The 22,105-nt window shown below is 64.5% G+C and carries 19 protein-coding genes; 12 read left to right on the forward strand and 7 right to left on the reverse strand.

The features are described from left to right. The first annotated feature begins 66 nt into the window (after window positions 1–66). The 4 genes from ACXJKC_RS06605 to ACXJKC_RS06620 all read left to right on the forward strand — a co-directional run bounded on the left by ACXJKC_RS06605 (window position 67) and on the right by ACXJKC_RS06620 (window position 7,277). Complete coding sequence (locus tag ACXJKC_RS06605; protein WP_456695892.1) at window positions 67–270, forward strand: LuxR C-terminal-related transcriptional regulator; 204 nt, start codon at window positions 67–69, stop codon at window positions 268–270. 100 nt (window positions 271–370) lie between these two features. After that, entirely contained in the window at window positions 371–5,116 is a 4,746-nt protein-coding gene (locus ACXJKC_RS06610; protein ID WP_456695893.1) for a family 78 glycoside hydrolase catalytic domain, read from the forward strand. A gap of 125 nt (window positions 5,117–5,241) precedes the next feature. Then, window positions 5,242–6,096, forward strand: a complete 855-nt coding sequence (locus tag ACXJKC_RS06615) for a 3-hydroxybutyryl-CoA dehydrogenase (protein WP_456696147.1) — start codon at window positions 5,242–5,244, stop codon at window positions 6,094–6,096. Between the two features lie 5 nt (window positions 6,097–6,101). Further along, entirely contained in the window at window positions 6,102–7,277 is a 1,176-nt protein-coding gene (locus ACXJKC_RS06620) for an acyl-CoA dehydrogenase family protein (protein WP_456695894.1), read from the forward strand. Between the two features lie 23 nt (window positions 7,278–7,300). On the opposite strand, the gene ACXJKC_RS06625 is transcribed toward ACXJKC_RS06620, so the two are convergent. Next, window positions 7,301–7,519, reverse strand: coding sequence for an alpha/beta fold hydrolase (locus ACXJKC_RS06625; protein WP_456695895.1), 219 nt, complete (start codon window positions 7,517–7,519; stop codon window positions 7,301–7,303). Further along, window positions 7,509–8,099: an alpha/beta fold hydrolase gene (locus ACXJKC_RS06630; RefSeq protein WP_456695896.1), complete on the reverse strand. Its 591-nt coding sequence runs from the start codon at window positions 8,097–8,099 to the stop codon at window positions 7,509–7,511. Before ACXJKC_RS06630 ends, ACXJKC_RS06625 begins: the two co-directional genes overlap by 11 nt. Before the next feature lie 248 nt (window positions 8,100–8,347). Between ACXJKC_RS06630 and ACXJKC_RS06635 the strand changes: the two genes are divergently transcribed. The 5 genes from ACXJKC_RS06635 (at window position 8,348) to ACXJKC_RS06655 (ending at window position 11,030) form a co-directional block, all read left to right on the forward strand. Then, window positions 8,348–8,713 carry a peptidase inhibitor family I36 protein gene (locus tag ACXJKC_RS06635; RefSeq protein WP_456695897.1) on the forward strand — a complete coding sequence of 122 codons (366 nt, stop codon included), beginning with the start codon at window positions 8,348–8,350 and terminating at the stop codon, window positions 8,711–8,713. Window positions 8,714–8,743: 30 nt separating this feature from the next. Further along, window positions 8,744–9,274 carry an RNA polymerase sigma factor gene (locus tag ACXJKC_RS06640; RefSeq protein WP_456695898.1) on the forward strand — a complete coding sequence of 177 codons (531 nt, stop codon included), beginning with the start codon at window positions 8,744–8,746 and terminating at the stop codon, window positions 9,272–9,274. Beyond that, window positions 9,271–10,395: a CU044_5270 family protein gene (locus ACXJKC_RS06645; RefSeq protein ID WP_456695899.1), complete on the forward strand. Its 1,125-nt coding sequence runs from the start codon at window positions 9,271–9,273 to the stop codon at window positions 10,393–10,395. The genes ACXJKC_RS06640 and ACXJKC_RS06645 overlap by 4 nt, the downstream gene beginning before the upstream one ends. A gap of 132 nt (window positions 10,396–10,527) precedes the next feature. Further along, window positions 10,528–10,725, forward strand: coding sequence for a hypothetical protein (locus ACXJKC_RS06650; RefSeq protein WP_456695900.1), 198 nt, complete (start codon window positions 10,528–10,530; stop codon window positions 10,723–10,725). Beyond that, window positions 10,722–11,030, forward strand: a complete 309-nt coding sequence (locus ACXJKC_RS06655) for a hypothetical protein (RefSeq protein WP_456695901.1) — start codon at window positions 10,722–10,724, stop codon at window positions 11,028–11,030. Before ACXJKC_RS06650 ends, ACXJKC_RS06655 begins: the two co-directional genes overlap by 4 nt. Before the next feature lie 15 nt (window positions 11,031–11,045). Here the strand turns inward: ACXJKC_RS06655 and ACXJKC_RS06660 are convergent, their stop codons facing one another. Further along, window positions 11,046–11,813 (reverse strand): IclR family transcriptional regulator, encoded by a 768-nt coding sequence (locus ACXJKC_RS06660; RefSeq protein WP_456695902.1) that lies wholly within the window; start codon window positions 11,811–11,813, stop codon window positions 11,046–11,048. 151 nt (window positions 11,814–11,964) lie between these two features. Between ACXJKC_RS06660 and ACXJKC_RS06665 the strand changes: the two genes are divergently transcribed. Together ACXJKC_RS06665 and ACXJKC_RS06670 are read left to right on the forward strand one after the other, a co-directional pair. After that, a complete protein-coding gene (locus tag ACXJKC_RS06665) occupies window positions 11,965–12,663 on the forward strand; it encodes a CoA transferase subunit A (protein WP_456695903.1) in 699 nt (232 codons plus the stop codon). Continuing rightward, the gene (locus ACXJKC_RS06670) at window positions 12,660–13,286 is read left to right on the forward strand and encodes a 3-oxoacid CoA-transferase subunit B (RefSeq protein ID WP_456695904.1); all 627 of its coding nucleotides are present in this window, start codon (window positions 12,660–12,662) and stop codon (window positions 13,284–13,286) included. Before ACXJKC_RS06665 ends, ACXJKC_RS06670 begins: the two co-directional genes overlap by 4 nt. Here the strand turns inward: ACXJKC_RS06670 and ACXJKC_RS06675 are convergent. The 3 genes from ACXJKC_RS06675 to ACXJKC_RS06685 form a co-directional block, all read right to left on the reverse strand. After that, window positions 13,283–13,906: a winged helix-turn-helix transcriptional regulator gene (locus tag ACXJKC_RS06675; RefSeq protein WP_456695905.1), complete on the reverse strand. Its 624-nt coding sequence runs from the start codon at window positions 13,904–13,906 to the stop codon at window positions 13,283–13,285. The genes ACXJKC_RS06670 and ACXJKC_RS06675 overlap by 4 nt on opposite strands. Next, window positions 13,900–14,658, reverse strand: a complete 759-nt coding sequence (locus tag ACXJKC_RS06680) for a hypothetical protein (RefSeq protein WP_456695906.1) — start codon at window positions 14,656–14,658, stop codon at window positions 13,900–13,902. Before ACXJKC_RS06680 ends, ACXJKC_RS06675 begins: the two co-directional genes overlap by 7 nt. 75 nt (window positions 14,659–14,733) lie before the next feature. Continuing rightward, entirely contained in the window at window positions 14,734–15,165 is a 432-nt protein-coding gene (locus ACXJKC_RS06685) for a hypothetical protein (protein ID WP_456695907.1), read from the reverse strand. A gap of 69 nt (window positions 15,166–15,234) precedes the next feature. Here ACXJKC_RS06685 and ACXJKC_RS06690 point away from each other — a divergent pair, with 69 nt between their 5' ends. Continuing rightward, entirely contained in the window at window positions 15,235–15,711 is a 477-nt protein-coding gene (locus ACXJKC_RS06690; protein ID WP_456695908.1) for a PGPGW domain-containing protein, read from the forward strand. Window positions 15,712–15,805: 94 nt separating this feature from the next. Here ACXJKC_RS06690 and ACXJKC_RS06695 read toward each other — a convergent pair whose 3' ends face one another. Continuing rightward, complete coding sequence (locus ACXJKC_RS06695) at window positions 15,806–21,979, reverse strand: alpha-L-rhamnosidase-related protein (RefSeq protein WP_456695909.1); 6,174 nt, start codon at window positions 21,977–21,979, stop codon at window positions 15,806–15,808. Between the last annotated feature and the right edge of the window lie 126 nt (window positions 21,980–22,105).

A 22,105-nucleotide genomic window follows, 5' to 3' on the forward strand; every position in this document is an offset into this window, starting at 1 on the left:
TAACGTGTCCGCCACCCAGGATCCACCTCGAATTCGGGGGCGATCCCGATCGCGAGGGAGGCTCGCATGACAGATGACGGCAACCTCTCGGCAGATGATCTCGCGATCCTCCGTCCGCTCAGCCAAGGCCTGACGACCGACGCCATCGCCCGCGAACTCAACATCTCCGAGCGCACCCTTCGCCGACGGGTTCGCGCGATCTGCGATCAGGTCGGCGTCAACACGCCGATCGAGGCAGTCGTCTGGGCGGTGCGCAAACGCCGGATCTAGGTCCAGCCTTGCCAGATGTTGAATCGATTTAGTACGGTACGCCTCACCCTGTGATCCAGCTCACCAGCGCTGGACCCACCTCTCCGACGGGACCTGCACGATGACATCTGTCCGCGCCCTGAGACTCCTGATCACGGCCGTCCTCAGCCTCGCCCTCGGCGTCACAAGCCTCAGCAGCACAGCCCAAGCGGCGGTTGCAGCCGGCGGCCAGCCGACCGGGCTCACGGTCAACGGCCTCGCGACTCCGACCGATCTCGAGGCATCGCCTCGATTCGGCTGGCAGCTGCCGCTCGGCATGCAGAGCGCCTACCAGGTACGGGTCGCGACAACCGCCGGAGGCGACGAGGTCTGGGACTCGGGGAAGGTCGAATCGAACGAGCAGAGCAACGCCCCTTACGGCGGACCTGAACTCGACAAGTCCGAGCGCTACCACTGGCAGGTACGCACATGGGACGCCGACGACACGGCATCAGCGTGGTCGGACAGCACCTGGTTCGGCACGGGAGCGGGCTCGACGTGGGGAGACGCGAAGTCGATCTGGGCTCCTGCGGGCAAGTACGCCAACTGGACCGATTACACGCTGGAGACCAAGTTCACGATCGTCCAGAACTCGGCTTCTGTCACATTCCACAGCAACTCCACGAGTGCCTTCTATCTGTGGCAGATCCGGGCCGACACCAACAGCCTCAAGAAGCACACCGGCACGAACCTGATCGAGGACAAGAGCCTCGCCGGAACCGGCATCACCCTGACCAGCGGGACCCAGTATGCGCTCAAGATCGTGCTCGACGGAGCAACGGCCAAGACGTACATCAACGACGTTCTCGTCGACACCACGACGGGTCTGACGACCTATCCCAGTGGCGGATTCGGCTTCCGGAACGGCAGTTCCGAGCAGGCCCGGTACGACGACATCTCGGTCAAGGATGCCAGTGGTGCGACGCTGTACGCCAACGATTTCAGCCGGGGCAGCACCTCGGATCCTGACTTCCCCAATCTCGCCGTTTCGGGCGGTCAGCTGGTCGTCGGCACCGGGAAGAACGAGTACTTCGCTGGTTCCTGGGCCAACTACACCCTGACCACGAAGGTCAAGATCGAGGAAGTCGCCACTGGTATCGCGTTCCGTGCCAGCGACAGCAGCAACTCCTACATGTGGCAGCTGCGCGGAGCCGACAACCAGCTCAAACCGCACACCCAGATCAACGGCACGTACAAAGACCTCAAGACCGTCAACCTGCCGGCCGGAACGTTGTCGCTCGGCACGACCGTCACGGTCAGGATCCAAGCGATCCACAACACGATCAAGACCTGGATCAACGACGTCCTGGTCGACACCACGACCGACACGACGTTCCGCCGCGGCGTCATCGGCTTTCGCAACGGCTCCAGCGAAGTCGGCCGGTTCAGCGACCTGAGCGTGACGAGCGAGTCGCCGAACGGCGGCACCCTGCTGGCGACCAGCTTCGCCGCCGCAGACAGGACGTTCGCCTGCGGCACCGTCGCCGACGGCATCCTGACGATCGGCAAGGGCCAGACCTGCCTGCCGAACGGTCTGACCGCCAACTGGGCGCTGCTGCGCAAGGACACGACTCTCGCCGACAAGGACATTGCCTGGGCGACGCTGTTCGCGACCGGCAACAGCACGAACCCGGCCAAGCAGTACGTCTACAAGGCCTACGTCAACGGGAAGTTCGTCGGCCTCGGTCCCACCCGCTCGATCGGCAGCGAGGCCCGCTACGACGGCTTCGACGTGACTGACGAGCTCCGCGCAGGCGCCAGCAACACGATCGGCGCGCTCGCCTACACGACCAGCGGGCAGCAGTTCATGGCCCGACTGGTCGTGGAGTACACCGATGGCAGCCGCCAAGTCGTCGACACCGACGGCACCTGGAAGGCCACTGCGGGAGACTCGTCGTTCCCCAACAGCGGCAGCATCGGCACGGGCTTCTACTCCGCGCCGAAGGAGAATCTGAATGCGGGCGAGTTCCCGTACGGCTTCGACTCCCCCGGTTTCGACGACTCCGCCTGGAGCACTCCTGCGGTCAAGGCCGCGCTGCCTGACCTGACCGCGACACCCACCCAGAAGGTCCGCGAAGAGCTGAAGGCGCCGGTCAAGATCGTCGACAAGGGAAATGGCGACTACTTCGTCGACTTCGGCCGCACGTGGGTCGGTGGAGTCCACTACACGATCGACGAGGCCACCGCGGGCTCGAAGGTCGACCTGAGGTTCGGCGAGGTGACCTCCGCGGAGAACACCGTCAGGTACGCGCTCAACACGGGCAACAACTACCAGGACATCGTCACGCTGAAGGGCGGCTCGCAGACCGTCGACACGTGGGGCATGCGGGTCTTCCGCTATCTCGAGATCGTCGGTGCGCCCGAGCCTGTCACGGTCGAGAACCTGCAGGCCCTGGCGCTGGTGTATCCGTTCGACGAGGACGCCGCGAAGTTCACCTCGTCCGATGCCAACCTCGAAAAGGTCTGGCAGCTGTCGAAGAACACGATCGAGTCGCTCAACGTCAATTTCTACACCGACTCGTGGACGCGCGAGCGCATCAACTACGAGGCCGATGGCTACCTGCAACTGATGTCGACGCTCAACCTCGACGACGATCTGTCGCTCGGCCGCTACTCGATGAACTACTTCAAGAACAACCGCACCTGGCCGACCGAGTGGCCCATCTACGTGATCCTCGCTGTTCACGATGCGTGGCGCCAGACCGGTGACACCGAGCAGGTCGCGAGCTACTACTCCAATCTGCAGAGCAAGTTGCCGACCAAGTGGCTGGAGGCATCGACGGGCCTGATCCGCAAGACGTCCGGTTCGAGCGGCGGCAACAGCTCGACCGATGACGACATCGTCGACTGGCCCGCGTCGGAGCGTGACGGCTTCTCGTTCCAGCAGTACAACACCGTGATCAACTCGATCTCGTACCGCGCGTACCGCGATATGGCCGCGATGGCCACCTCGCTCGGCAAGGACGCCGATGCCGAGTCGTACACCGCGATCGCCGATCGGATGCGCGATGCGATCAACGAACGCCTGTACAACCCCAGCGACGGCAAGTACGACGACGGTATGAACGCCGCCGGTGCGCTCACAGGTCACTACTCGCTGCATGCGAGCGCCTTCGCGCTGGCGTTCGGAGTGCCCGAGACCGAGGAGCTGGGCAAGGTCGCGAGCTATGTCGGCTCCCGCGGAATGGCGTGCAGCGTCTACTGCGCGGGCTTCCTGATCAAGGGCCTGTACGAGGGTGGCAACGGCCAGGCCGCGCTCGACCTGATGACCGCGACCGGCACCAAGAGCTGGATCAACATGATCAACCTCGGCGCCGGTGCCACGATGGAGGCCTGGGATCCGTCCCTCAAGCCGAACCTGACCTATTCGCACCCATGGGCCGCATCGCCGGCATTCACGGTGCCGACGGGACTGTTCGGAGTGCAGTCGGTCGACCCGGGCTACGCGAAGTTCCGGGTCAAGCCGCAGCCGGGCACGCTGCAGTACGGCACCATCACGGTGCCGACGGTACGTGGCCAGATCGGGGTTGCCTTCGACCACGGCGACAACGGCGACGTCCGGATGTCGACCAACGTCCCGGGCAACACGACGGCGACGCTCAGCGTGCCGACCAAGGCGACCGAGCCGACGACGCTGTACGTCGACCGGGTACCGCAGACCGTGACTCCGGCAGATGGCTATCTGACCGTCAAGGACGTCGCGCCCGGCTGCCACATCCTGACAACCGAGGCGGGGGGTGCGGCTGCGGCCGACAAGCGCCTGACCAGCATCTGCACCAGCTCCCCCGTCACCGGGCCGAAGGTCGACGTCGAGATATCGCACGCGGGACAGGACGGCTGGTTCGGAATCGGCGCGACCGCGACCCTCACAGCAGATTCTGTCGCGACGATCGAGTACCGCTTCGGTGATGACGACTGGTTGACCTACACCGCTCCGGTCACGGTGCCCGCAGGAGAGGTCTCGCTGACGTATCGCGCCACGGGCGCCAATGGCGCACAGGGCGACAGCGGATCGGTGACAGCCAAGGTCGACCTCGCGCCCCCGACTGCCAAGGCCAGTCGTGACGGTCGGACCGTGACTCTGACGGCCAGTGACGACGCTTCGGGAGTCGGCGCGATCGGGTACCGCCTCGACGACGGTGACTGGATCACGTACACCGAGCCGGTCGTCGTCGATGGCGGAGCGCACACCATCACGTACCGGGCCGCGGATGTGGCCGGCAACGTAAGCGCCGACGAGACGATCGACGTCGAGAAGGCTCCCACAGGACCTGCTGCGGCACCCGTGGCGACCAAGACGCCGTCGATCTCGGGCAGTCCGAAGGTCGGCAAGACGTTGACCGCCAAGCCGGGAAGCTGGGACATCGGCAGTCTCGCATTCACGTACCAGTGGGTGCGTGACGGCGTACCGATCGCCCCCGCCACCTCGCGAACGTACCGGGCAACGGCGGCCGATGCGGGGCACCGCCTGGCGGTCAAGATCACCGCCAGGAAGGCCGGCCATGTGCCCGGTGTCGCGCAGTCGGCACGGACCGCGAAGGTCGTTCGCGCGAGCACCAAGACGCGGATGTCAGTCAATAAGCGTACGACTCGCAGCGGTCAGAAGATCCGGGTCACGGTCAACGTGACCTCGTCTGCGGGCACCGTGCCGGGCAAGGTGCGATTCACATATCGCGGCAAGGTCGTGCGGACCACGTCTCTGAAGTCAGGCAAGGTCATCGCGACGTTCCGCCCCACCGTCAGGGGCAAGCACACCCTGAAAGCGACGTACCTGACGTCGACCGGCTACTCATCCAGCAGCACCAAGGTCAATCTCCGGGTGAAGTAACCCGGGGGTTGACGGGAAAATCGGGTTCTGTCCGGCTATACGCGGACAGAACCCGATTTTCCTGTCCCACCAGGGGCGAGATACTATGACGTCCTACTAATCTTTGGGGAGCTGTCATGAGTGGGATCGACAAGGTCGGCGTCATCGGCGGAGGCCTGATGGGCTCGGGAATCACCGAGGTCGCAGCCCGTGCGGGAGCGCACGTCATCGTCATCGAGATCAGCGACGACGCCGCCAAGGCCGCCGCAGCTCGCGTCGAGGGCTCGCTGCGACGCGCCGAGTCCCGCGGCAAGATCGAAGCCGCCGAGGTCAGCGCGATCTTGGACCGCATCGCGTTCGAGACCGACCTGGAGACCCTCGCCGATCGCGACCTGGTGATCGAGGCCGCCAGCGAACACGAAGAGACCAAGCTCAATCTCTTCCGCAAGTTGGGCCAGATCCTCGCCAAGGACGATGCGATCCTCGCCTCCAACACCTCCTCGATCCCAATCGTCAAACTCGGCGCCGTCTCGGGTCGCGCCCACCACGTCATGGGTGTGCACTTCTTCAACCCCGCCCCGGTCATGCAGCTCGTCGAGCTCATCCCCTCCCTCACGACGTCGACGCAGACGCTCGACCGCATGCGCGGCTGGGTCACCGAAGCCCTCGGCAAGAAGCCGATCGACGCAACCGACCGCGCCGGTTTCGTCGTCAACAGCCTCCTGGTGCCGTACCTGCTCTCGGCGATCCGCATGTACGAGGCCGGTTACGCCTCGGCCGAAGACATCGACCGCGGCATGGTGCTGGGTTGCGGCCACCCCATGGGCCCGCTGGCCCTCTCCGACCTCATCGGCCTCGACACAATCCGTGCAATCGGCGTCTCGATGTACGAAGAGTTCAAGGAGCCCCTGTACTCCCCGCCCCCGCTGCTCGACCGCATGGTCGACGCCGGACTGCTCGGCAAGAAGTCGGGCCAGGGCTTCTACGGTTACGAAGGCTGATTCACATGACTGAGACCACCACCGACATGTTCGTCCTCTCCGAAGAGCATCAAGCGATCCGCGAAGCCGTCCGTGCTGTCGCGGAGAACAAGATCGCTCCCTACGCCGCCGACGTCGACGAGAAGGCTCGCTTCCCGCAGGAAGCCGCGGACGCACTGTTGTCCTCCGACTTCCACGCTCCTCACGTCCCCGAGCAATATGGCGGAGCCGGCGCCGACGCGTTGGCCACCGTCCTGGTCATCGAAGAGGTCGCTCGCGTCTGCGTCTCGTCCTCGCTGATCCCCGCGGTCAACAAGCTCGGCTCGCTGCCCGTCCAGATCGGCGGCAGCGAAGAGATCAAGGCCAAGTACCTGACCAAGCTCGCTGCCGGCGAGGGTGGCTTCTCCTACTGCCTGTCCGAGCCTGACGCCGGATCGGATGCCGCCAATCAGAAGACCAAGGCCGTCCGCGACGGCGACGACTGGATCCTCAGCGGCGTCAAGCGCTGGATCACCAATGCCGGCTGGTCGGAGTACTACACGGTGCTCGCGCAGACCGACCCCGAGAAGCGCTCGAAGGGCATCACGGCGTTCGTCGTCGAGAAGTCCGACGAGGGTGTCTCATTCGGCGCCCCCGAGAAGAAGCTCGGCATCAAGGGCTCCCCGACCCGCGAGGTCTACCTCGACAACGTCCGCATCCCCGGCGATCGCATCATCGGTGAGGTCGGCGAGGGCTTCTCGATCGCCATGAAGACCCTCGACCACACCCGCGTGACGATCGCTGCTCAGGCCGTCGGCGTCGCTCAGGGCGCGCTCGACTACGCACTGGGCTACGTCCAGGAGCGCAAGCAGTTCGGCAAGTCGATCTCGGAGTTCCAGGGCATCGAGTTCATGCTCGCCGACATGGGTATGAAGATCGAAGCCGCCCGTCAGCTGACCTACGCCGCGGCCGGACGCTCCGAGCGCGGTGACAAGGATCTGACGTTCTTCGGCGCCGCCGCCAAGGCCTTCGCCTCCGACACCGCGATGCAGGTCACGACCGATGCGGTCCAGCTGCTCGGCGGCTACGGCTTCACGAGCGATTACCCCGTCGAGCGGATGATGCGCGATGCCAAGATCACCCAGATCTACGAAGGCACCAACCAGGTGCAGCGCATCGTGATGGGACGCCAGCTGCTGGCCGGAGTGCAGTCGACCCTCTGATCTGCTGATCGCGGCAGTCGGGGTCAGGCCCGGAAGTGCTCCACGGCCAGCGCCGCTGCCGCGTACGGTTTCTCCCACCAGAACAGGTGCCCCACGCCGGGCCACGGCTCGAATCTGGCCCCGGGGATTCCACCTGCGAGTTTGGCTCCCTCGGACACCGAGATCATCTCGTCCAGTGCCCCGTGCACCACCACGGTCGGTGCCTCCAGAAGCGCGAGCCGCGAGCGGGCGTCATGGGCCATCGCGGCACTGCTCTGGAGGCCGACGACAGCGGCAGGAACCCGCCGCGACATCGAAAGCCGTCCTGAACCGCTCGAGTTCGCCTGGTCGACCGGCAAACTCTGCTGACGCGTTGACCTCGAACGCCACCTGCGTCGCCAGCTCCGGATCTCGCGATGCGACGGCTTCCAGCAGTCGGCCCGGACCAGGAGCTCCGAAGGCGTCCGGTCCACCCGCCGTGGTGCAACCCAGCACGAGACTGCGCACACGATCGGGGGCACGCAGCGCGAGTTCCTGCGCCACCATGCCGCCCATCGAGATTCCGAGGACGTGCGCCGACTCGTGGCCGAGCGCGTCGAGCAGTGCGGTGGCGTCGTCAGCCAGGTCGGCGATCGTGAACGGTCCATCGGCCCGCGAGCTGTCGCCCACCCCCCGATGGTCGTAGGCGATGACCTCGTGCTCGCGCGCGAGCGGTTCGAGGAATGCCTCACCCCACATCCCCCCGTGGCCGGCCATCCCCTGGACGAGGAGCACCGGTTCGCCGCTGCCCAAGACTTCGACGTCGAGGGCCAGCCCGGTTTCGGCGTTGATGACGTGCTGCACGGCGTCCCCTTCGTTACCGATCTGTCCGTTCCTCCTGCAGCCTACTGAGCGCGGGGTCCAGTCCCGAGCAGGATTTCCTCACGGTTACTAGTCCCGCTCGACGGGCGGTTATTACACGTGAGCAGATCTTTTTTGATCTCACTGCCTGGGGGCTCAGAGCCGCACTGCTCACGATTTCCCACTGGAGCACCGATTCTTACGCGGATGAGACACCGGTAATTTCCCTGTCCTGACAGGGATTTGGTGTCATGAAGACATCACGATTCATCACGTCAGCAGCAACGATCATCGCCGTCACTGGCATCAATCTCGCAGTCTCCACGCCGGCCGAAGCCGCACTCAGCGATTGTCCGAGCGGTTATATGTGCGTATGGAGCGGCAAGGGATACAGCGGCACGATGAAGAAGTACAACTCCACGGGGGCATACAAGTCCATCAGCTTGAACACCGTCGATTCCTACTACAACAACCGATCGAAACGAACCTGGCTGCACGCGACATCCAACGGATCAGGAACCTATAGCTGCCTTGGGCCGGGCCAACGGAACAAGGACTTGGCGGGTTGGCAGACAAGCGCCAAGGCGGTCTACCTCGCCACCATCACGGACTGCTGATCCCTGTCCCCCGCCGGGTACCATCAACGAGTGGGGGAAGACGAGTTCACGGCCCTATTTCGCGAGATGAGCGGCAGGCTGTTCTCGTTCGCTGCTCGACGGCTTTCGCCCGACGCAGCGGACGATGCAGTCGGCCAGACTTTCGAGACGGTCTGGGACAAGCGCTCCGAGTGCCCCCAGGACCCCAATGCCCGGATCGGCTGGGTCTTCACGATCGGTCGGTACAAGATTCTGCAGGAGTCCGAGCGGCTACGCCGGAAGCATCATGACAACCGGTTCGCCGAGGACTATGCGATTCGGCCCGCACTCGTGCCCGATGTTTCCGAGACTGTCATAGAATCCTCGCTCGGATACTGGGTCTATCAACAGCTGAGCGCCGTGGAGCGGGAATTGTTCGATGTCGCGTTCATGCAGGATGTGACGCGCGAGCAGGCGGCGGCCATGTTGGCGATCTCGGTGGGGACTTTCACGACGCGAGTCTCACGACTGCGCAGCCGCATCAAAGAACTGCAGCGCAGTGCCGAAGCAAGCGACTTCACCTTGGAAGGGGGACAACTGTGAATCCCGACGGAACTGAGTTCGACGAGCTCGACGAGCTCGACGAGCTCGAGCTCTTACGACGCGACGCCCGAGCCATCGGGATGCCCGGTCAGGTGACTCCAGAATCCGTGGGGATCGTCCCCCAGACCGCCGAGGACATCTTGGCGCGGATCAAGGCGCGCACCGCAGGACCCGGGCATGCCGAGGACGACGTCGTCGTCGAACTGCCCAAGAAGCGTCGGCGGATCGCTGCCCGGGTTCTCGCGCTCGCGGCCGCTGCGGCGGGAGTCGTGGGTCTCATCGTGGCGCCATGGCAACAGCCTTCGGCCACCGCCGGCACCCCGCCGGTTCTGGACTTCGAGTTCGCCAATGCGCAGAACATCGCCTACGCTCCCGGCGAAGATGCCCGCACCACCCTGCTGTCATTGGCCCGCACCGCCGCCGAACAACCGCCTGTCAGCAGAAACGGCCCCACGCAGTATCAACTGTCCGACAACTGGTTCGCGACCCTTGAGGCCACCAAGGCAGCCGAACTGATACCCAAACGGCGTGAATCCTGGTTGCGTGCAGACGGTTCTGTTCGCATCCGAGAGGCCGCAGGGACGCCTCTTTCGCCCGACGGACGAGGTCTCACCGCCAAGGCAACCGGCGAACGACGGGTGACGAACGAGACTTATCCGGCCGACGAGGTATCCGCCTCGCTCGTCAGCGACCTCGATGGCGATTACCGCAAGGTTCGCACTGCCGTGATGAATTCTGCCCAATGCGTGGTCCGAACACCCGGACCGGCCCGCACAGCGTGCCTTTTCCAAGAGATCGCCAGTCTCCACGATCAGTTCGTCGTCCCGCCAAAGGTCAGCTCCCGCTTCTGGGAGATCCTGGCGCGGGAGCCTACGCTCCGACTCCTTGGCGCCGTCACGGATCGTGCGGGGAGGCCGGGCATTGGAATATCGCTCATCTCAGTCGGCTCACCGCAATTCCGCCAAGTATTGATCATCAGTCCCACAACTGGCCAGCTCCTCGGAACCGAGGTCATTCTCATCAAGGACGATCCCGACGTCGGTGTCAAAGCTCCCGCCATCTACTCGTTCACCGCGATCCTGGAATCCGAATACACCACGGCTCGCGGGCCCAAAGACTGAACCTCGCAAGAGGTCAGAAAAGAAATCTTCCGATTCGCTGTAACAATCGCCCCCCGAATGTGATCTACAGGTAGGGCGGTCGCATGTGAGCGCCCTGGACCGATATTCACGATCAGTCAGATGGGCCGAATCATGACTAATGACCTGACCACCGCCCGGAGTGCCGATGCCGACTTCTCGGGGGCACCGGAACACGACGACATCATCGCGCGCAGGATCGCGCTGGACGATCTCCAAGCAGAGATCGTCGTCCAGCAGCGAATCCTCGCCGATCTGATCAGCCAGGTCCGCGATGCCGAAACGCGGCTGGCGGAGCTCCAGTCCTCATGACCGAGGCGAGTGCCGACGATCTAGAGCGTGCGATCCGTGATCGGCTACTGGTCGAGTTCACCTATGACCGTCAGCCTCGCCTGGTTCAGCCCGCGGCACTCGGGCCCCACCGGATGACCCATAACCTGTCGCTTCGCGGCTATCAGGTCAGTGGACGCAGCAATTCGCGCAGACCGCCGTTCTGGACGATGTTCGCGGTCAACCGCATCGAAGACCTTCTCGTCACCGACACGGTGTTCCCGGCCGATCCGCCTGGATATGCCAACGGTGACAGACACATCCATCCGGTGACCATCGAGCTGTAGCCACTCGGCAGGTGCCTAATTGCGTAGGAGCTGGGTCAGGCGGTGAGCCTGATTGAGCAGGAGCCGCCCGAGCTCGGCACGACGGTCGTCCCGAAATCGGGACTCGACACCCGTCAGGCTCAGCGCCCAAGCCGGCGTCCCCGCACGGTCGAAGACCGCAGCGCCCATGCCCCAACTGCCCTCGACGAGCAGCTCCGGATTCGTCGCATACCCCATCGTCCGGGTCTCCTCGATACGCGCGTTCAGAGCCGCCGTGGCGTGTTCTCGTCCCCAGGCGCCCTCCAGATCGTGACTGTCCAGATACTCGCGGACCTCACGATCAGGCAGATGCGCCAGGATCGCCAGCCCGGCCGAAGCGACCCCCAGCGGGAACCGGATGCCTTCGTGCAGCACATGCGACCGCAGCGGAAAGCTGCCGTCCTCGCGCAGCAGGCACACCGTTTCGTCCCCTCGACGCGCTGACAGGAAGGCACTCTCGCCGGTCTCCTGGGCCAAGTCGTGCACGACGCCTCGGGCGTGACGGCTGATGTCGTAGCGGGCAGCAGCCGCCGTGCCGAGAAGGTAGAGTTCCGGCCCGAGATGCCATCTGCCCGTGCTCGCATCGCGGTCGACCAGACCTTCGCGGGCGAGCGATGTGAGCAGCCGGTGAGTTGTCGGCCGCGTCATCTCTGCTTGGCGCGCCACCTCGGTCGTCGACGATCCATCGGGTTCGTTCACACCGACCGCGCGCAGCAGCGCGCCGACTCTCGACACCACATCAGGTCCCAGGGAGACGTCCACCATCTTGTCAGCATAGCGTCCGTTCAACGGACACATCGTGCGCTACCGTTCGCTCCGAGAGCAGTCACGCGCCGGAACCCGTCGCCCATTGACCCGCACCCCGCGACCATGGCAGCGTTCGGTGAATGAACGCTGAATGCTGGAACGAGGAACTATGAGTACTGCCGCCGAGGCCCTGGCAGGGCACCTCCACGACGGGATGACGCTCGCGGTCGGTGGATTCGGTCTGTGCGGGATCCCCTCAGACCTGATCGAAGCGGTCCGCGACTCCGGCGTCCGCGATCTGACCGTGGTGTCCAACAACATGGGCGTCGACGGCAAAGGACTCGGTCTGCTGCTGGAGAACCAGCAAGTCGCGAAAGTCATCGCGTCGTACGTCGGTGAGAACAAGCTGTTCGCCCGCCAGTACCTCGACGGCGTCCTGGAGGTCGAGTTCAACCCCCAGGGCACGCTGGCCGAACGCATGCGGGCGGGTGGAGCGGGCATTCCCGCGTTCTACACGCGCACCGGCGTCGGCACCCAGATCGCAGAAGGCAAACCCACTGCCGAATTCGACGGCATCACATATGTCCAGGAACGCGGCATAGTCGCCGACTTGGCCCTTGTCCACGCCCACACCGGTGATCGCTACGGCAATCTGCGCTACCGGCTCGCGGCCCGAAACTTCAATCCCGCCGTCGCAACCTGTGGCAAAGTCACGGTCGCCGAAGTCGAGAACCTCGTCGAGGCCGTCGATCCCGAACTCGTCCACACTCCCGGCGTCTATGTCACCGAGATCGTGCAAGCCACGGATCGGGTCAAAGACATCGAGCAGCGCACAACCCGGCCCCGGCCCGAAGGAGCACAGTCATGACGTGGACCCGCGACGAGATGGCAGCGATCGCTGCCCGCGAGCTGCGCGACGGCGACTACGTCAACCTCGGCATCGGCATCCCTACTCTGGTCGCCAATCACATTCCAGACGGGATCGCGGTGACGTTGCAGTCCGAGAACGGCATCCTCGGTATGGGCGCCTTTCCCTATGAGGGGGATGAGGACCCCGATCTGATCAATGCCGGCAAGCAGACCGTCACGGTCATCAAAGGCGCGAGCTTCTTCGACTCCACCGAGTCGTTCGCGATGATCCGCGGCGGCAAGGTCGACATCGCGATCCTCGGCGCCCTGCAGGTCGGCGCGAACGGCGATCTGGCCAACTGGGCCGTGCCCGGCGCACTCGTCAAAGGCATGGGCGGCGCGATGGACCTGGTAGCCGGGACCAAGCGCATCGTCGTGATCACCGATCACGTCGCGAAGGACGGCAGCCCCAAGATCGTCGCCGACTGCACGCTCCCGCTGACCGGACTGAAGGTCGTCGACCGCATCATCACCGACCGGGCCGTCATCGACGTGACTTCCGAGGGTCTCGTGCTGCGCGATGTTGCCCCCGGGGAGACGCGGGAGAGCGTCGCGGCGATCACCGGTGCACCGCTGATCTAGCCGAATACCACCTCGAGATCGCTCACATCGCCGCGGAGATCTCCGGCGGCGACCGCCTGCTCCACCGTCAGCATTCCTGACGCAAGGCCCAGGACGACCAAGGGATCTGCAGCGAACACGGTCTCAGGCTCGTCATCGAAATCGATGGCGACCTGGGGTCCTGTGGCGCCGAGGCACACGACAAGCGTGGTGCCCTCGATCTCAACGCCGACTACCGCCGGAATCTCCGATCGCTTGGCGCCCAACAGCGACTCGAGTGCGATGATCAACCAATGGGGCTGGAAGCTGTCGCCGAGTGGTCCCGACACCATGAGCGGTGTACTCCAGTTCACGAGCGAGGCAACCGGACCCCGAAGTTCACGGCCCCACGGAGTGAGCGCATAGGCGACCCCATTGCTGTGGCTGTCGAGTTGGCGCTCGAGCACGCCGGCTTCTTCCAACTCGCGCAAACGCTCGGCCAGGAGGTTGGTGGAGATGCCCGGTAAACCGGTCTGAAGCTGTCCGTAGCGGGCCGGACCCACGAGGAGCTCGCGCACGATGAGCAAACTCCACCGGTCGCCGACGACGTCGAGCGCTCGCGCCAATCCGCAGTACTGACCGTACGCGCGCTTGGTCACCATGATGCGCTCAACTCATCTCCCATCGCACGGATCTCGATCGCGTCGAAGTCGAGCGCCAGCAAGATCGGACGGGGCAGAACCCGACGTCCTGGGCCTCGTGGCTGTACCCGCCGCCGAGTCGGGAAGGTGAGCCCGTCGAACTGGCGGTGTTGATCGCAGTAGAGCGCCGCCGCGGCCCACCTGCCCACGGCTTCCGCGACGAAATCGTGACGGCGAATCAGTCCTTCATCGTCGACGTAGAAGGTTTGACGCTCGCAGTGCGTGTGCAATCCGGGCGGAAACCGGACCTCGAGCCGCCGCCAGACTTCGCCTCGCTCCCGCCAGATCTGGCCTTCTCGGACCTCAACTCCATCGCAGGTGAGGAGTAGCGGTGCAGTCAGATAGTTCCAGGACGCGTATCCCGCGAAATAGGCGGTGTCGAGCGGGTCCCAGCGAACATTGCGCCGAATCCCGCTCAGCCCGAAGAACGCCGCCCGCGCGTCCGTCCGAGCTATCAGTTGCTCGCCGTCATGAGTTTCTATCCGCACATCCCCATGGTCGAATACAGCCCGGGCGCCGACTCTGGGAAAGTCATCGATCATCGTGCGCTGCTCGTTCGGGTGGATCTGAAAGGTGAAGCTGGCGAGTTTGTTGCCGGCGAACCGTTTGGGCAGGAGACCCTTGATACGTCCTCGCGCCGTGATGGTCGATATGGCTTGCCAGCGCTGCACCCCGCCATGCGCGGCCAGTACTTCATCGAGCAGCTGATTCACGAGCCCCCACTTCACTTTTGATTGCAGACTTGCAAATACTGTAGTGAAGTCGCCGAGCTGGCGGGGTCGAACCGCCTATTTCGTGGCCAGCACCTGGACGTGGCACGGGCCGCCCTCCTGGGGAGCCGGGATCTTGCCGATCCCGAACGTGACCGAGCCGCCTGCGGTGACGTTCGGGATCTGCTTGGTCTTGGCCCGCTCCTCGCCGCCCGTGGCCTGACCGATGAAGACCGTGACCTGATACGTCACGGGATTCTTCTTGCTGTTCGACAAGACGCCCGTGCTGTTCCAGTCGCCCTCGGCATCCTGCTCGCAGCGGAACTCCGACAAGGCTTCGGGTGTCGGTGTTCCCTTGGGGATCGCGGTCGTCGGTTCAACGGCGGGGGGCGGACTCGTCGACGCCTTCGAGCTCGTCTTCACAGCCGTCTTCGGCGTCGCGTCCGGCTCGCTGCCGCCGCCCCCACAGCCCGCGAGAACCAACAGGAGAACAACTGCAACGACACGCATGCCCCCATCCCATCACGACCGCTCACCGGGGCGGCGGAGGCTCGCAACCCCGCCCTGTAACGTCGCACCATGAAGTCGAACAAGGTGCTGCGCCGCATCGCGCTCGAGGTCGTCGGTTGGACGCTCGTCGTGGTCGGGCTGGCAGCGCTCGTCCTGCCCGGTCCGGGCCTCCTCGCCCTGTTCGCCGGACTCGCAGTCCTGTCGCAGCAGTACGAATGGGCCGAACGCCGTCTGCGTCCTGTCGAGGTCATGGCGCTGAAGTCGGCGGCCGAAGGTGTCCAGACCTGGCCGCGGATCATCGCAAGTTGCTGCGGCGCACTGGCCATCGGCGCCGTCGGCATCGTCTGGGGCATCGGGCTGGACGTTCCCGGCTGGTGGCCCATCGCCGACAAGTGGTGGCTGCCCGGAGGCTGGGCGACCGCCGCCACCTTGATCGCATCGTCGCTCATGGCACTCGGATTCATCGTTTACAGCTACAGACGGTTCCATGGCGTCGAGGATCCGCTCGGTGAGGCTGAACGGGCTGCACGGGGCGAAAGGAATTAACCCAACCCCGTCGTCGGGCGGTGCGCTGGCGTCCAAGAATCCGTGCTCGGTGGACGCCAGCGCACCGCTCTCGCGGGAGGGCGGCGGGGCGGGGCTACCGGACCGAGACCGTGTAGGTCTTGGACTTTCCACCCGCCTTCACGGTGATCTTCACCGTGCCCTTCTTCTTGGCCACGATCCGGCCGGCCACATCGATCGTCGCAACGCCTGACGAGGACGACCGGTAGGTCACCTTGACGCCGGTCGCCTTCGACGAGCTGTACTTGCCGGTGATGTAGACGCTCTGGCCGAGCTTGATCGATTTCGGCACCGAGGCGCTGACCTTGGTGACCTTCGACTTCGGCTTGGACTTGACGACCGTGACCTTGATGCTGGTCGACACCTTCTTGCCCGACTTTCCGGGGCGCGCCGAGGTGACGGTGATCCTCACGGTTCCCGACTTCTTCGCCTTGACGAGTCCATTCGAGCTCACCGCCGCAACCTTGCGGTTCGACGACCTCCACGACGTCGCGCCGGAGAACACCGACCGTCCGTCGGAGAAGTAGACACCATCTTCCAACCGGATCGACCTGCCCTTGACCAGGCGCAGCTGCGACTGGTTCAGCTTGACCCTCGACACCACCGGGGTCACAGGCCTTGCCGGGACCAGCGCCGCCCATGCCGTGTACAGGTCGATCGTCGCCTGATCGATCTGCGCCTGTGTCGCCGAAGCGTTGTTCAGCACCTTGTTCGCGTCAGCGATCTCGGTCTGCAGACGAGCCCACGAGTCTTTCGTGTACTTGCCGCCGGAGTTCGACAGCTTCGACGTCGTGGCGACGAGATCGTGAAGCACGACGGTGTTCGGCGCGGCCGGTGCCGCTTCCAGACCCGTCACCGCCGACGTCAGATCCGTCAGAGCCGCGTCGATCTGTGCCTGTGTGGCTGATTGGTCATCCAAAACGGCCTCGGCGTCGATCAGCTCGTTCTTCAACTTGGTCCACGAAGCTTCGGTGAATCGGTCATCAGAGTTCGACAGCGCCTTCGCCTCGTCGTAGACGTGTTGCAGCACGGCCTTGTCGACCGTCGCGGGCTTGACCGTCAGTCCATTCAGAGCCGTCTGCAGATCTGCGGTCGCAGTCTCCAATTGAGCCTGTGTCCGGTCGGTCACATCGACCGCCTTCGCCTCAGCCAGAGCCGTGCGCAGCGCGTCCGCGGAGGCATCCGTGAAGCCGTCCAACTTGCCGGACAGAGCATCGGCAGCAGCGATCAGCGTGTTGAAGGCCGCCGGATCACCGCGCTTGTCCAAGGCGTCCACCGCGTCATTGACCGCCACCACCGCAGCGTCGACCGCAGCCTGCGAGAAGCCCTCATTGTCGAAGGCCTCCTGCGCCCCGTCGACCACTGACTGCAGCGCGTTCCACGTCGAAGTGGTGTACTCCGCGGCGTCCAGAGCCGATGACTCGAGCAGAGCCAGTCCCAGTGCTGTCTTGTCGACCGCCACGACCACGTAGCTCAGCGTCGCGCTGGCCCGGTTGCCGGCCTTGTCGACCACGGTCTGCGTGATCGTGTGCGCGCCTACCGACTTGGAGTAGCCCGTCTGGACACACGATGCGACACCGGATGTCGTGTCCGTTCCTTCGCACGCGGGCTCGGCCGGAACCTCACCGTCACGAATCACTCCGGTCGGCCAGGAACCGAATGCCGGAACCGGCTTGGTCTTGTCGATCTTGACCGTCAGCGTCTGCTGCTCCGACTTGTTGGACGAAGCGTCCGTTGCCGAGTACTTCAGGTCGTGCGTTCCGTCGGAGTCGACCGGAACAGGTTCGGCGTAGGGGGCACTCTCAGCGTCATCGAGCGCTACCTCGATCGAGGGCGAAGCGTCGACATTGTCGACCGCCTTGACGATCAAGGTCGTCGCCTCCGTGATCCAACCGTTGTTGCCGTAGACCGTCGAGTCTGCCGGAGCGGCCGAAACCGTCGGTGCGGCGTCGTCGGTCGCAGGATCGGTCGCCTCGGAAACCCACAGATCGGTCAACGACGGGTCATACATCGCGTCGTCTCCGCCGTCATAGCGGAACTTGACCGTCACCTTGCCGTCGTTGTCGGCGTCGAGTGCCGCAGGATCATCGACGCGCACCTGGTAGTTCGACAATGTGTCGCCGACGACCCCCTCATTCGGCATCAGATATTTGACCTGCCGGACGACGACATCGTCGACCAGGATCTTGTACTGCTTGGGCCTGGACTGGACGACCGGGAGGGTCACCGGTGCCGAGGTGTCCGCTGTCTCCCGCAAGCTGAGTACAAACGGCTCGCCCGATGTCACAGCGACATCGGCGCTGAACCAGCTGCCATCGCGCGCCCAGGTGAACCGTCTGGTCAGGCCGCCCTCGGTGTTAGTGCCGCCGACCGGGATCGTCGACCGGTAGTTCCACTTCAGGTTGTGCGCGACCTCGGTCGGACCCGGCTTGACGTTACCCACAGCGTTTCCGGTCGAACCCGTGCCGCCATCGCCGAAGTCGACGAAGTCGGTGGCGTCCGCAACGGCATTCGCCCCCGTGGTCTTCCAGCTCTGCCCCTTGGGGCCGTACCACTTGATGCGGGTGCCGCTCGTCGCCGTCGCGAGGACGGAACCACGGTCGACGAACGTGACGGTCACCGACTGCATGATCGGCATCCAGTATTTGCCGCCGCCGTGAACCTTGACCGGCACATCGAGCGAGCCGCCCGCCGGAATCGTCACGAGCTTGGACGGCGCACCCGCCTCCAGAACCCCGTCGACCGATTTCGCGACGACCTGGCCTGTCACGGGCGTCGGTCCGTTATTGCGGACCTTCGCGGTCGCCGTCCACTCCCCTGTCTTCGGGTAGTCGCCGGCGCGTTCACCGAGGGAGACCGACTCGATCGACACGTCGGCTGCCACACGCAGATAGCCCGTGACCGGTACCTCGAAACTGCGCTGCAGCTCGCCGTAGGAGACCGTGACGTCGGCCTGCGCGTCGAACGTCGATCCGTTGCGCATGCCCTGGGGGACGTCGACAGTGAACGGCAGTTCGGTCGTCTCGCCGACGGCCACCGGACCGCCCTTGAGCGTCATGGTGTCGGTGAGACCCGGAACCTTGACGTCAGCCGAGATGGTGTCAATCGCCGCAGTTCCGGTGTTCTTGACCTTGACGGAACCCTTGACGCTCTCGCCGGGGCCGACCTGTCCGGCCTTGGGTAGCGTGACCTCCGCGGGCGGAGCTGCCACCGCGAAGGAGTAGCTACCCGCCTCGACGCGCACGATCGTCTCGCCAGCGGCCTCGTCGACCGTCACACCCAGCACGCCGGGCGACGACTCGGTCAACGGCGAACCTGACTCCTTGACGTCGTCCAGCACGGCGGTCGGCAGGTGCACCTGGGCGATCGCGCTCGCGGGAACCGTCGCGTTGAGCTTGAAGACGGTTGCATCCTTGGCGTCGATGTCGACCTTGATCTTGCCGTTGGCGCTGTGCACCTTGGCCTCGATGCTCTTCATGGAGCCGAGCTGCGGGCGGACCGCGAACTCCGAGAAGCCGGGCTTGAGCTGCTGGATTCCGGCCGCATACCGGCTCATCATCGTCAGCGGCCCACCTGTCCAGGCGTGATTGAATGTGCCGGCTGCGTCCTGCTCGGGGCCCGCGAAGAACTCCCACAGCGTCGAGTGGTCCGGATCATTGACCATCGGCGCGTAGCGGTCCTTCATGCGCGCCATGGCGTCATCGGGGTAGCCCATGAGGTACAGCGCCTCAAGCGCGTATTTGTCCATGTACGGGCTGGACTTCTTGATGTTGACCAGCACGTCACGGATCTGCTCGTAGTGATCGGTATCGGCCAGTCCGGCGTACACCGCCAGCGCGTTCGCGCGGTCATCCGCACGTCCGTCACCGGTCGACTCGTAGTAGCCCTTGCCCTCGACCCACAACTTCTCGATGTTGTCCTTGATCGAGTCGACACGCTTCTGCATCCAGACCACGTCGGCACCGTCGTCAGACGTTCCGAGAGCCTTGGCCGATTTGATCGTCGATTTCAGCGCGATGTAGTACCAAAGTGTGTCGATCAGGCGGCCGTCTTCGTTGCTGCCCCAGTCGTGCCAGTGCCAGGTTCCACCGTGATCGTGCGCGAGCAGACCGTCGGCGGCCATGTTGTACGTGCGCAGGTAGGCCACGGACGGCTCGTAGGTCGCGTCGAGCGCGGTCTTGTCGCCGGAGTACTCGTAGAACATCCAAAAGCTCATGACGCCGGCCAGCGACTGGGCGGGGAGTTCTGAGAATGACGCCGCCGGTGCCTGCGTGGGGATCAGGTCGCCGTTGCGAAAGCCCATCAGATTGTCGATGCCCTTGCGGGCCAGATCCGTTGCGGACGGATCGAGGGCGTAGAACGCCTCCTCGAACTCGTTGACCGCATCGCCCCACCACTGCGACCGCTCACGATCGGGGCAGTCCATATAGGAGTCGCGCATCGTGACGTAGAGGGTGTCGCGCGCCATGGTCCAGAGCTTGTTCATGTACTCGTCGTCGGAGTTGAACGAACCGTCGAACTCCGTCGCATAGCCCGACAGGCGGTAGCCGAACTTCTCGACCTCGACGCCCTCCGGAGCGGTGATGAACAGTTTGTCGCCGTTCATCCAGACGAGGGACTCATAGTCCTGCGCACCGGCCTTGGTGACGTACTCGGCCTGGACTGCCTGCTCGGTTCCCGAACCCTTCACCGTGGCGTGGTCGGTCTTCAGGCCGACGGTCTTACCGGCTTCGGTGTTCGCGCCGAGCTTCACGTACGGAGTGAGCTGGTGATTGACGGGCATCCGTACTTCGTAGGTCGTGACACCGCCCGTCGATTTCGTCTTGACCTTGGGATCGTCGACCGCGAACGTCGTGAAGTCCTTGTCGTACTTCAGTAGCGGGATCGGCCGGTCGACCAGGAGGTTCCACGGCGAGCTTCCCTCGTTGCCGGAGGTGACCGCGGCGGGCCATTGTCCGTCGGCGAAGTCGGCGTTCTTCCAGTCAGCCCATCCAGCCGATTCGTTACGCGCGTCGTACTTGATGTTCGGCTCGGCGAGACGGTAGTTCGTGTCGACCGACATCGAACCGTACGAGTCGAGCTTCAGGGCCTTCCAGGTGTCGTTCGAGCGCAGATCGATGTCGTCGGCCTCGAAGAACAGCCCGGCCTTGCCCGAGTAGGGGCCTGCGTACCCGCCGCGGCCATAGGAGACCGCGAGGACGGCGACGGTGTTCTCACCGTCTTTCAGGTAGGGCCGGATGTCGACATTGTCGACATAGGAGTCAGTACGGTTCGGGCCACGCTTGACGCTGCCTTCGAAGACCACGAGTTCTTGGTTGACGTACAACCAGTATTTGGTCTCGGCGGCGATGCGGGCATTGACCTTCGCGGGCAGTGCTGCCACGTCGTCGACCGTGAACGTCTTGCGGAACGCCGCCCAGTTGTTGACCGAGGAGGCGTCCTGCGTCCAGATCCAGTAGGCGTCGTTCGGTGAATCCGGGACGGTGCAGGTCTCGACGATCTCGAGGCCCGCGTAACCCGCCGCGATCGCACCGGCTGCACCGGTCGTCCGGTCCTCGAAGTCGTCGGCGTAGAGATACTTGCCGGTGTCGAGCTGGCGAACCACGAGGTTGTCGAGCGTTCCGGTCTCTGCACCGGAGACGCGGATCCCGATGGTTCCGGCGGCGGGGAGCCACGGACGGGTGTACTGCGCGACCTGAGTGCCGTCGATCGTGACCGTCACTTGCTGGCCACTCACGTCAATCTTGAAGTGGAACGGTGCGCCGGGGGTCAATGTGCCGGCCGGCAACGCGATGTTGCCGTCGGCAGCCCAACCGCCGTTGTTGAGGCGCAGCGGACCGAGTGAGTTCTGTCCGCTGGAAAGCTGCAGCGACGGCCCGTTGTTGCCGCTCTGGCGGAACGACACTGCGAGGGTGTTCGGCGTCGTGGCATCGCCCTCGAATGAGTAGTTGGTCCACTCCGAGGCTTTGGCAGGCGCGAGGTAGCCCGATGAGTAGGAGTCTTCGCCGGAGGATCCGTTCGCGGGCAGGTTGAGCAGCACGACCTTCCCGGTGCCACTGTTCAAGGCCGATCCACAGACCCGAGGCGGCGCCGCCTGCGCGGGAGCGGAGATGGCCACGCTGACCAGAGTTCCGACGCTGAGCGCCAGGAAGATCATCGCGACGACGCCGGTCCGAGCGATACCGGCGAGACGTCGGATGGTCATGAGCAACCGGCCCAGCGGGTGACGATCCCGAAACTCGACAGCCATGACTACTCCTCGGTTCGAAGGACGGAGCCGCGTCGTAGATGAATATTCGATAACAGAATTGAAACGTTTCAATTACGCGGCGCCTCAAGTTAGCAAGTTCCTGAGAGAGCCGCAACGGGTTGATTT

The sequence above is a fragment of the Aeromicrobium sp. P5_D10 genome (genome assembly GCF_054049535.1).

What these genes read in the sequence shown, in the direction of transcription:
- ACXJKC_RS06685 (WP_456695907.1), bottom strand. Translation starts at nt 15,165, where the DNA reads ATGCGTGTCGTTGCAGTTGTTCTCCTGTTGGTTCTCGCGGGCTGTGGG.
- ACXJKC_RS06670 (WP_456695904.1), top strand. Translation starts at nt 12,660, where the DNA reads ATGACGTGGACCCGCGACGAGATGGCAGCGATCGCTGCCCGCGAGCTG.
- ACXJKC_RS06665 (WP_456695903.1), top strand. Translation starts at nt 11,965, where the DNA reads ATGAGTACTGCCGCCGAGGCCCTGGCAGGGCACCTCCACGACGGGATG.
- ACXJKC_RS06660 (WP_456695902.1), bottom strand. Translation starts at nt 11,813, where the DNA reads ATGGTGGACGTCTCCCTGGGACCTGATGTGGTGTCGAGAGTCGGCGCG.
- ACXJKC_RS06675 (WP_456695905.1), bottom strand. Translation starts at nt 13,906, where the DNA reads ATGGTGACCAAGCGCGCGTACGGTCAGTACTGCGGATTGGCGCGAGCG.
- ACXJKC_RS06695 (WP_456695909.1), bottom strand. Translation starts at nt 21,979, where the DNA reads ATGGCTGTCGAGTTTCGGGATCGTCACCCGCTGGGCCGGTTGCTCATG.
- ACXJKC_RS06605 (WP_456695892.1), top strand. Translation starts at nt 67, where the DNA reads ATGACAGATGACGGCAACCTCTCGGCAGATGATCTCGCGATCCTCCGT.
- ACXJKC_RS06650 (WP_456695900.1), top strand. Translation starts at nt 10,528, where the DNA reads ATGACTAATGACCTGACCACCGCCCGGAGTGCCGATGCCGACTTCTCG.
- ACXJKC_RS06690 (WP_456695908.1), top strand. Translation starts at nt 15,235, where the DNA reads ATGAAGTCGAACAAGGTGCTGCGCCGCATCGCGCTCGAGGTCGTCGGT.
- ACXJKC_RS06635 (WP_456695897.1), top strand. Translation starts at nt 8,348, where the DNA reads ATGAAGACATCACGATTCATCACGTCAGCAGCAACGATCATCGCCGTC.
- ACXJKC_RS06655 (WP_456695901.1), top strand. Translation starts at nt 10,722, where the DNA reads ATGACCGAGGCGAGTGCCGACGATCTAGAGCGTGCGATCCGTGATCGG.
- ACXJKC_RS06610 (WP_456695893.1), top strand. Translation starts at nt 371, where the DNA reads ATGACATCTGTCCGCGCCCTGAGACTCCTGATCACGGCCGTCCTCAGC.
- ACXJKC_RS06625 (WP_456695895.1), bottom strand. Translation starts at nt 7,519, where the DNA reads ATGGCCCATGACGCCCGCTCGCGGCTCGCGCTTCTGGAGGCACCGACC.
- ACXJKC_RS06620 (WP_456695894.1), top strand. Translation starts at nt 6,102, where the DNA reads ATGACTGAGACCACCACCGACATGTTCGTCCTCTCCGAAGAGCATCAA.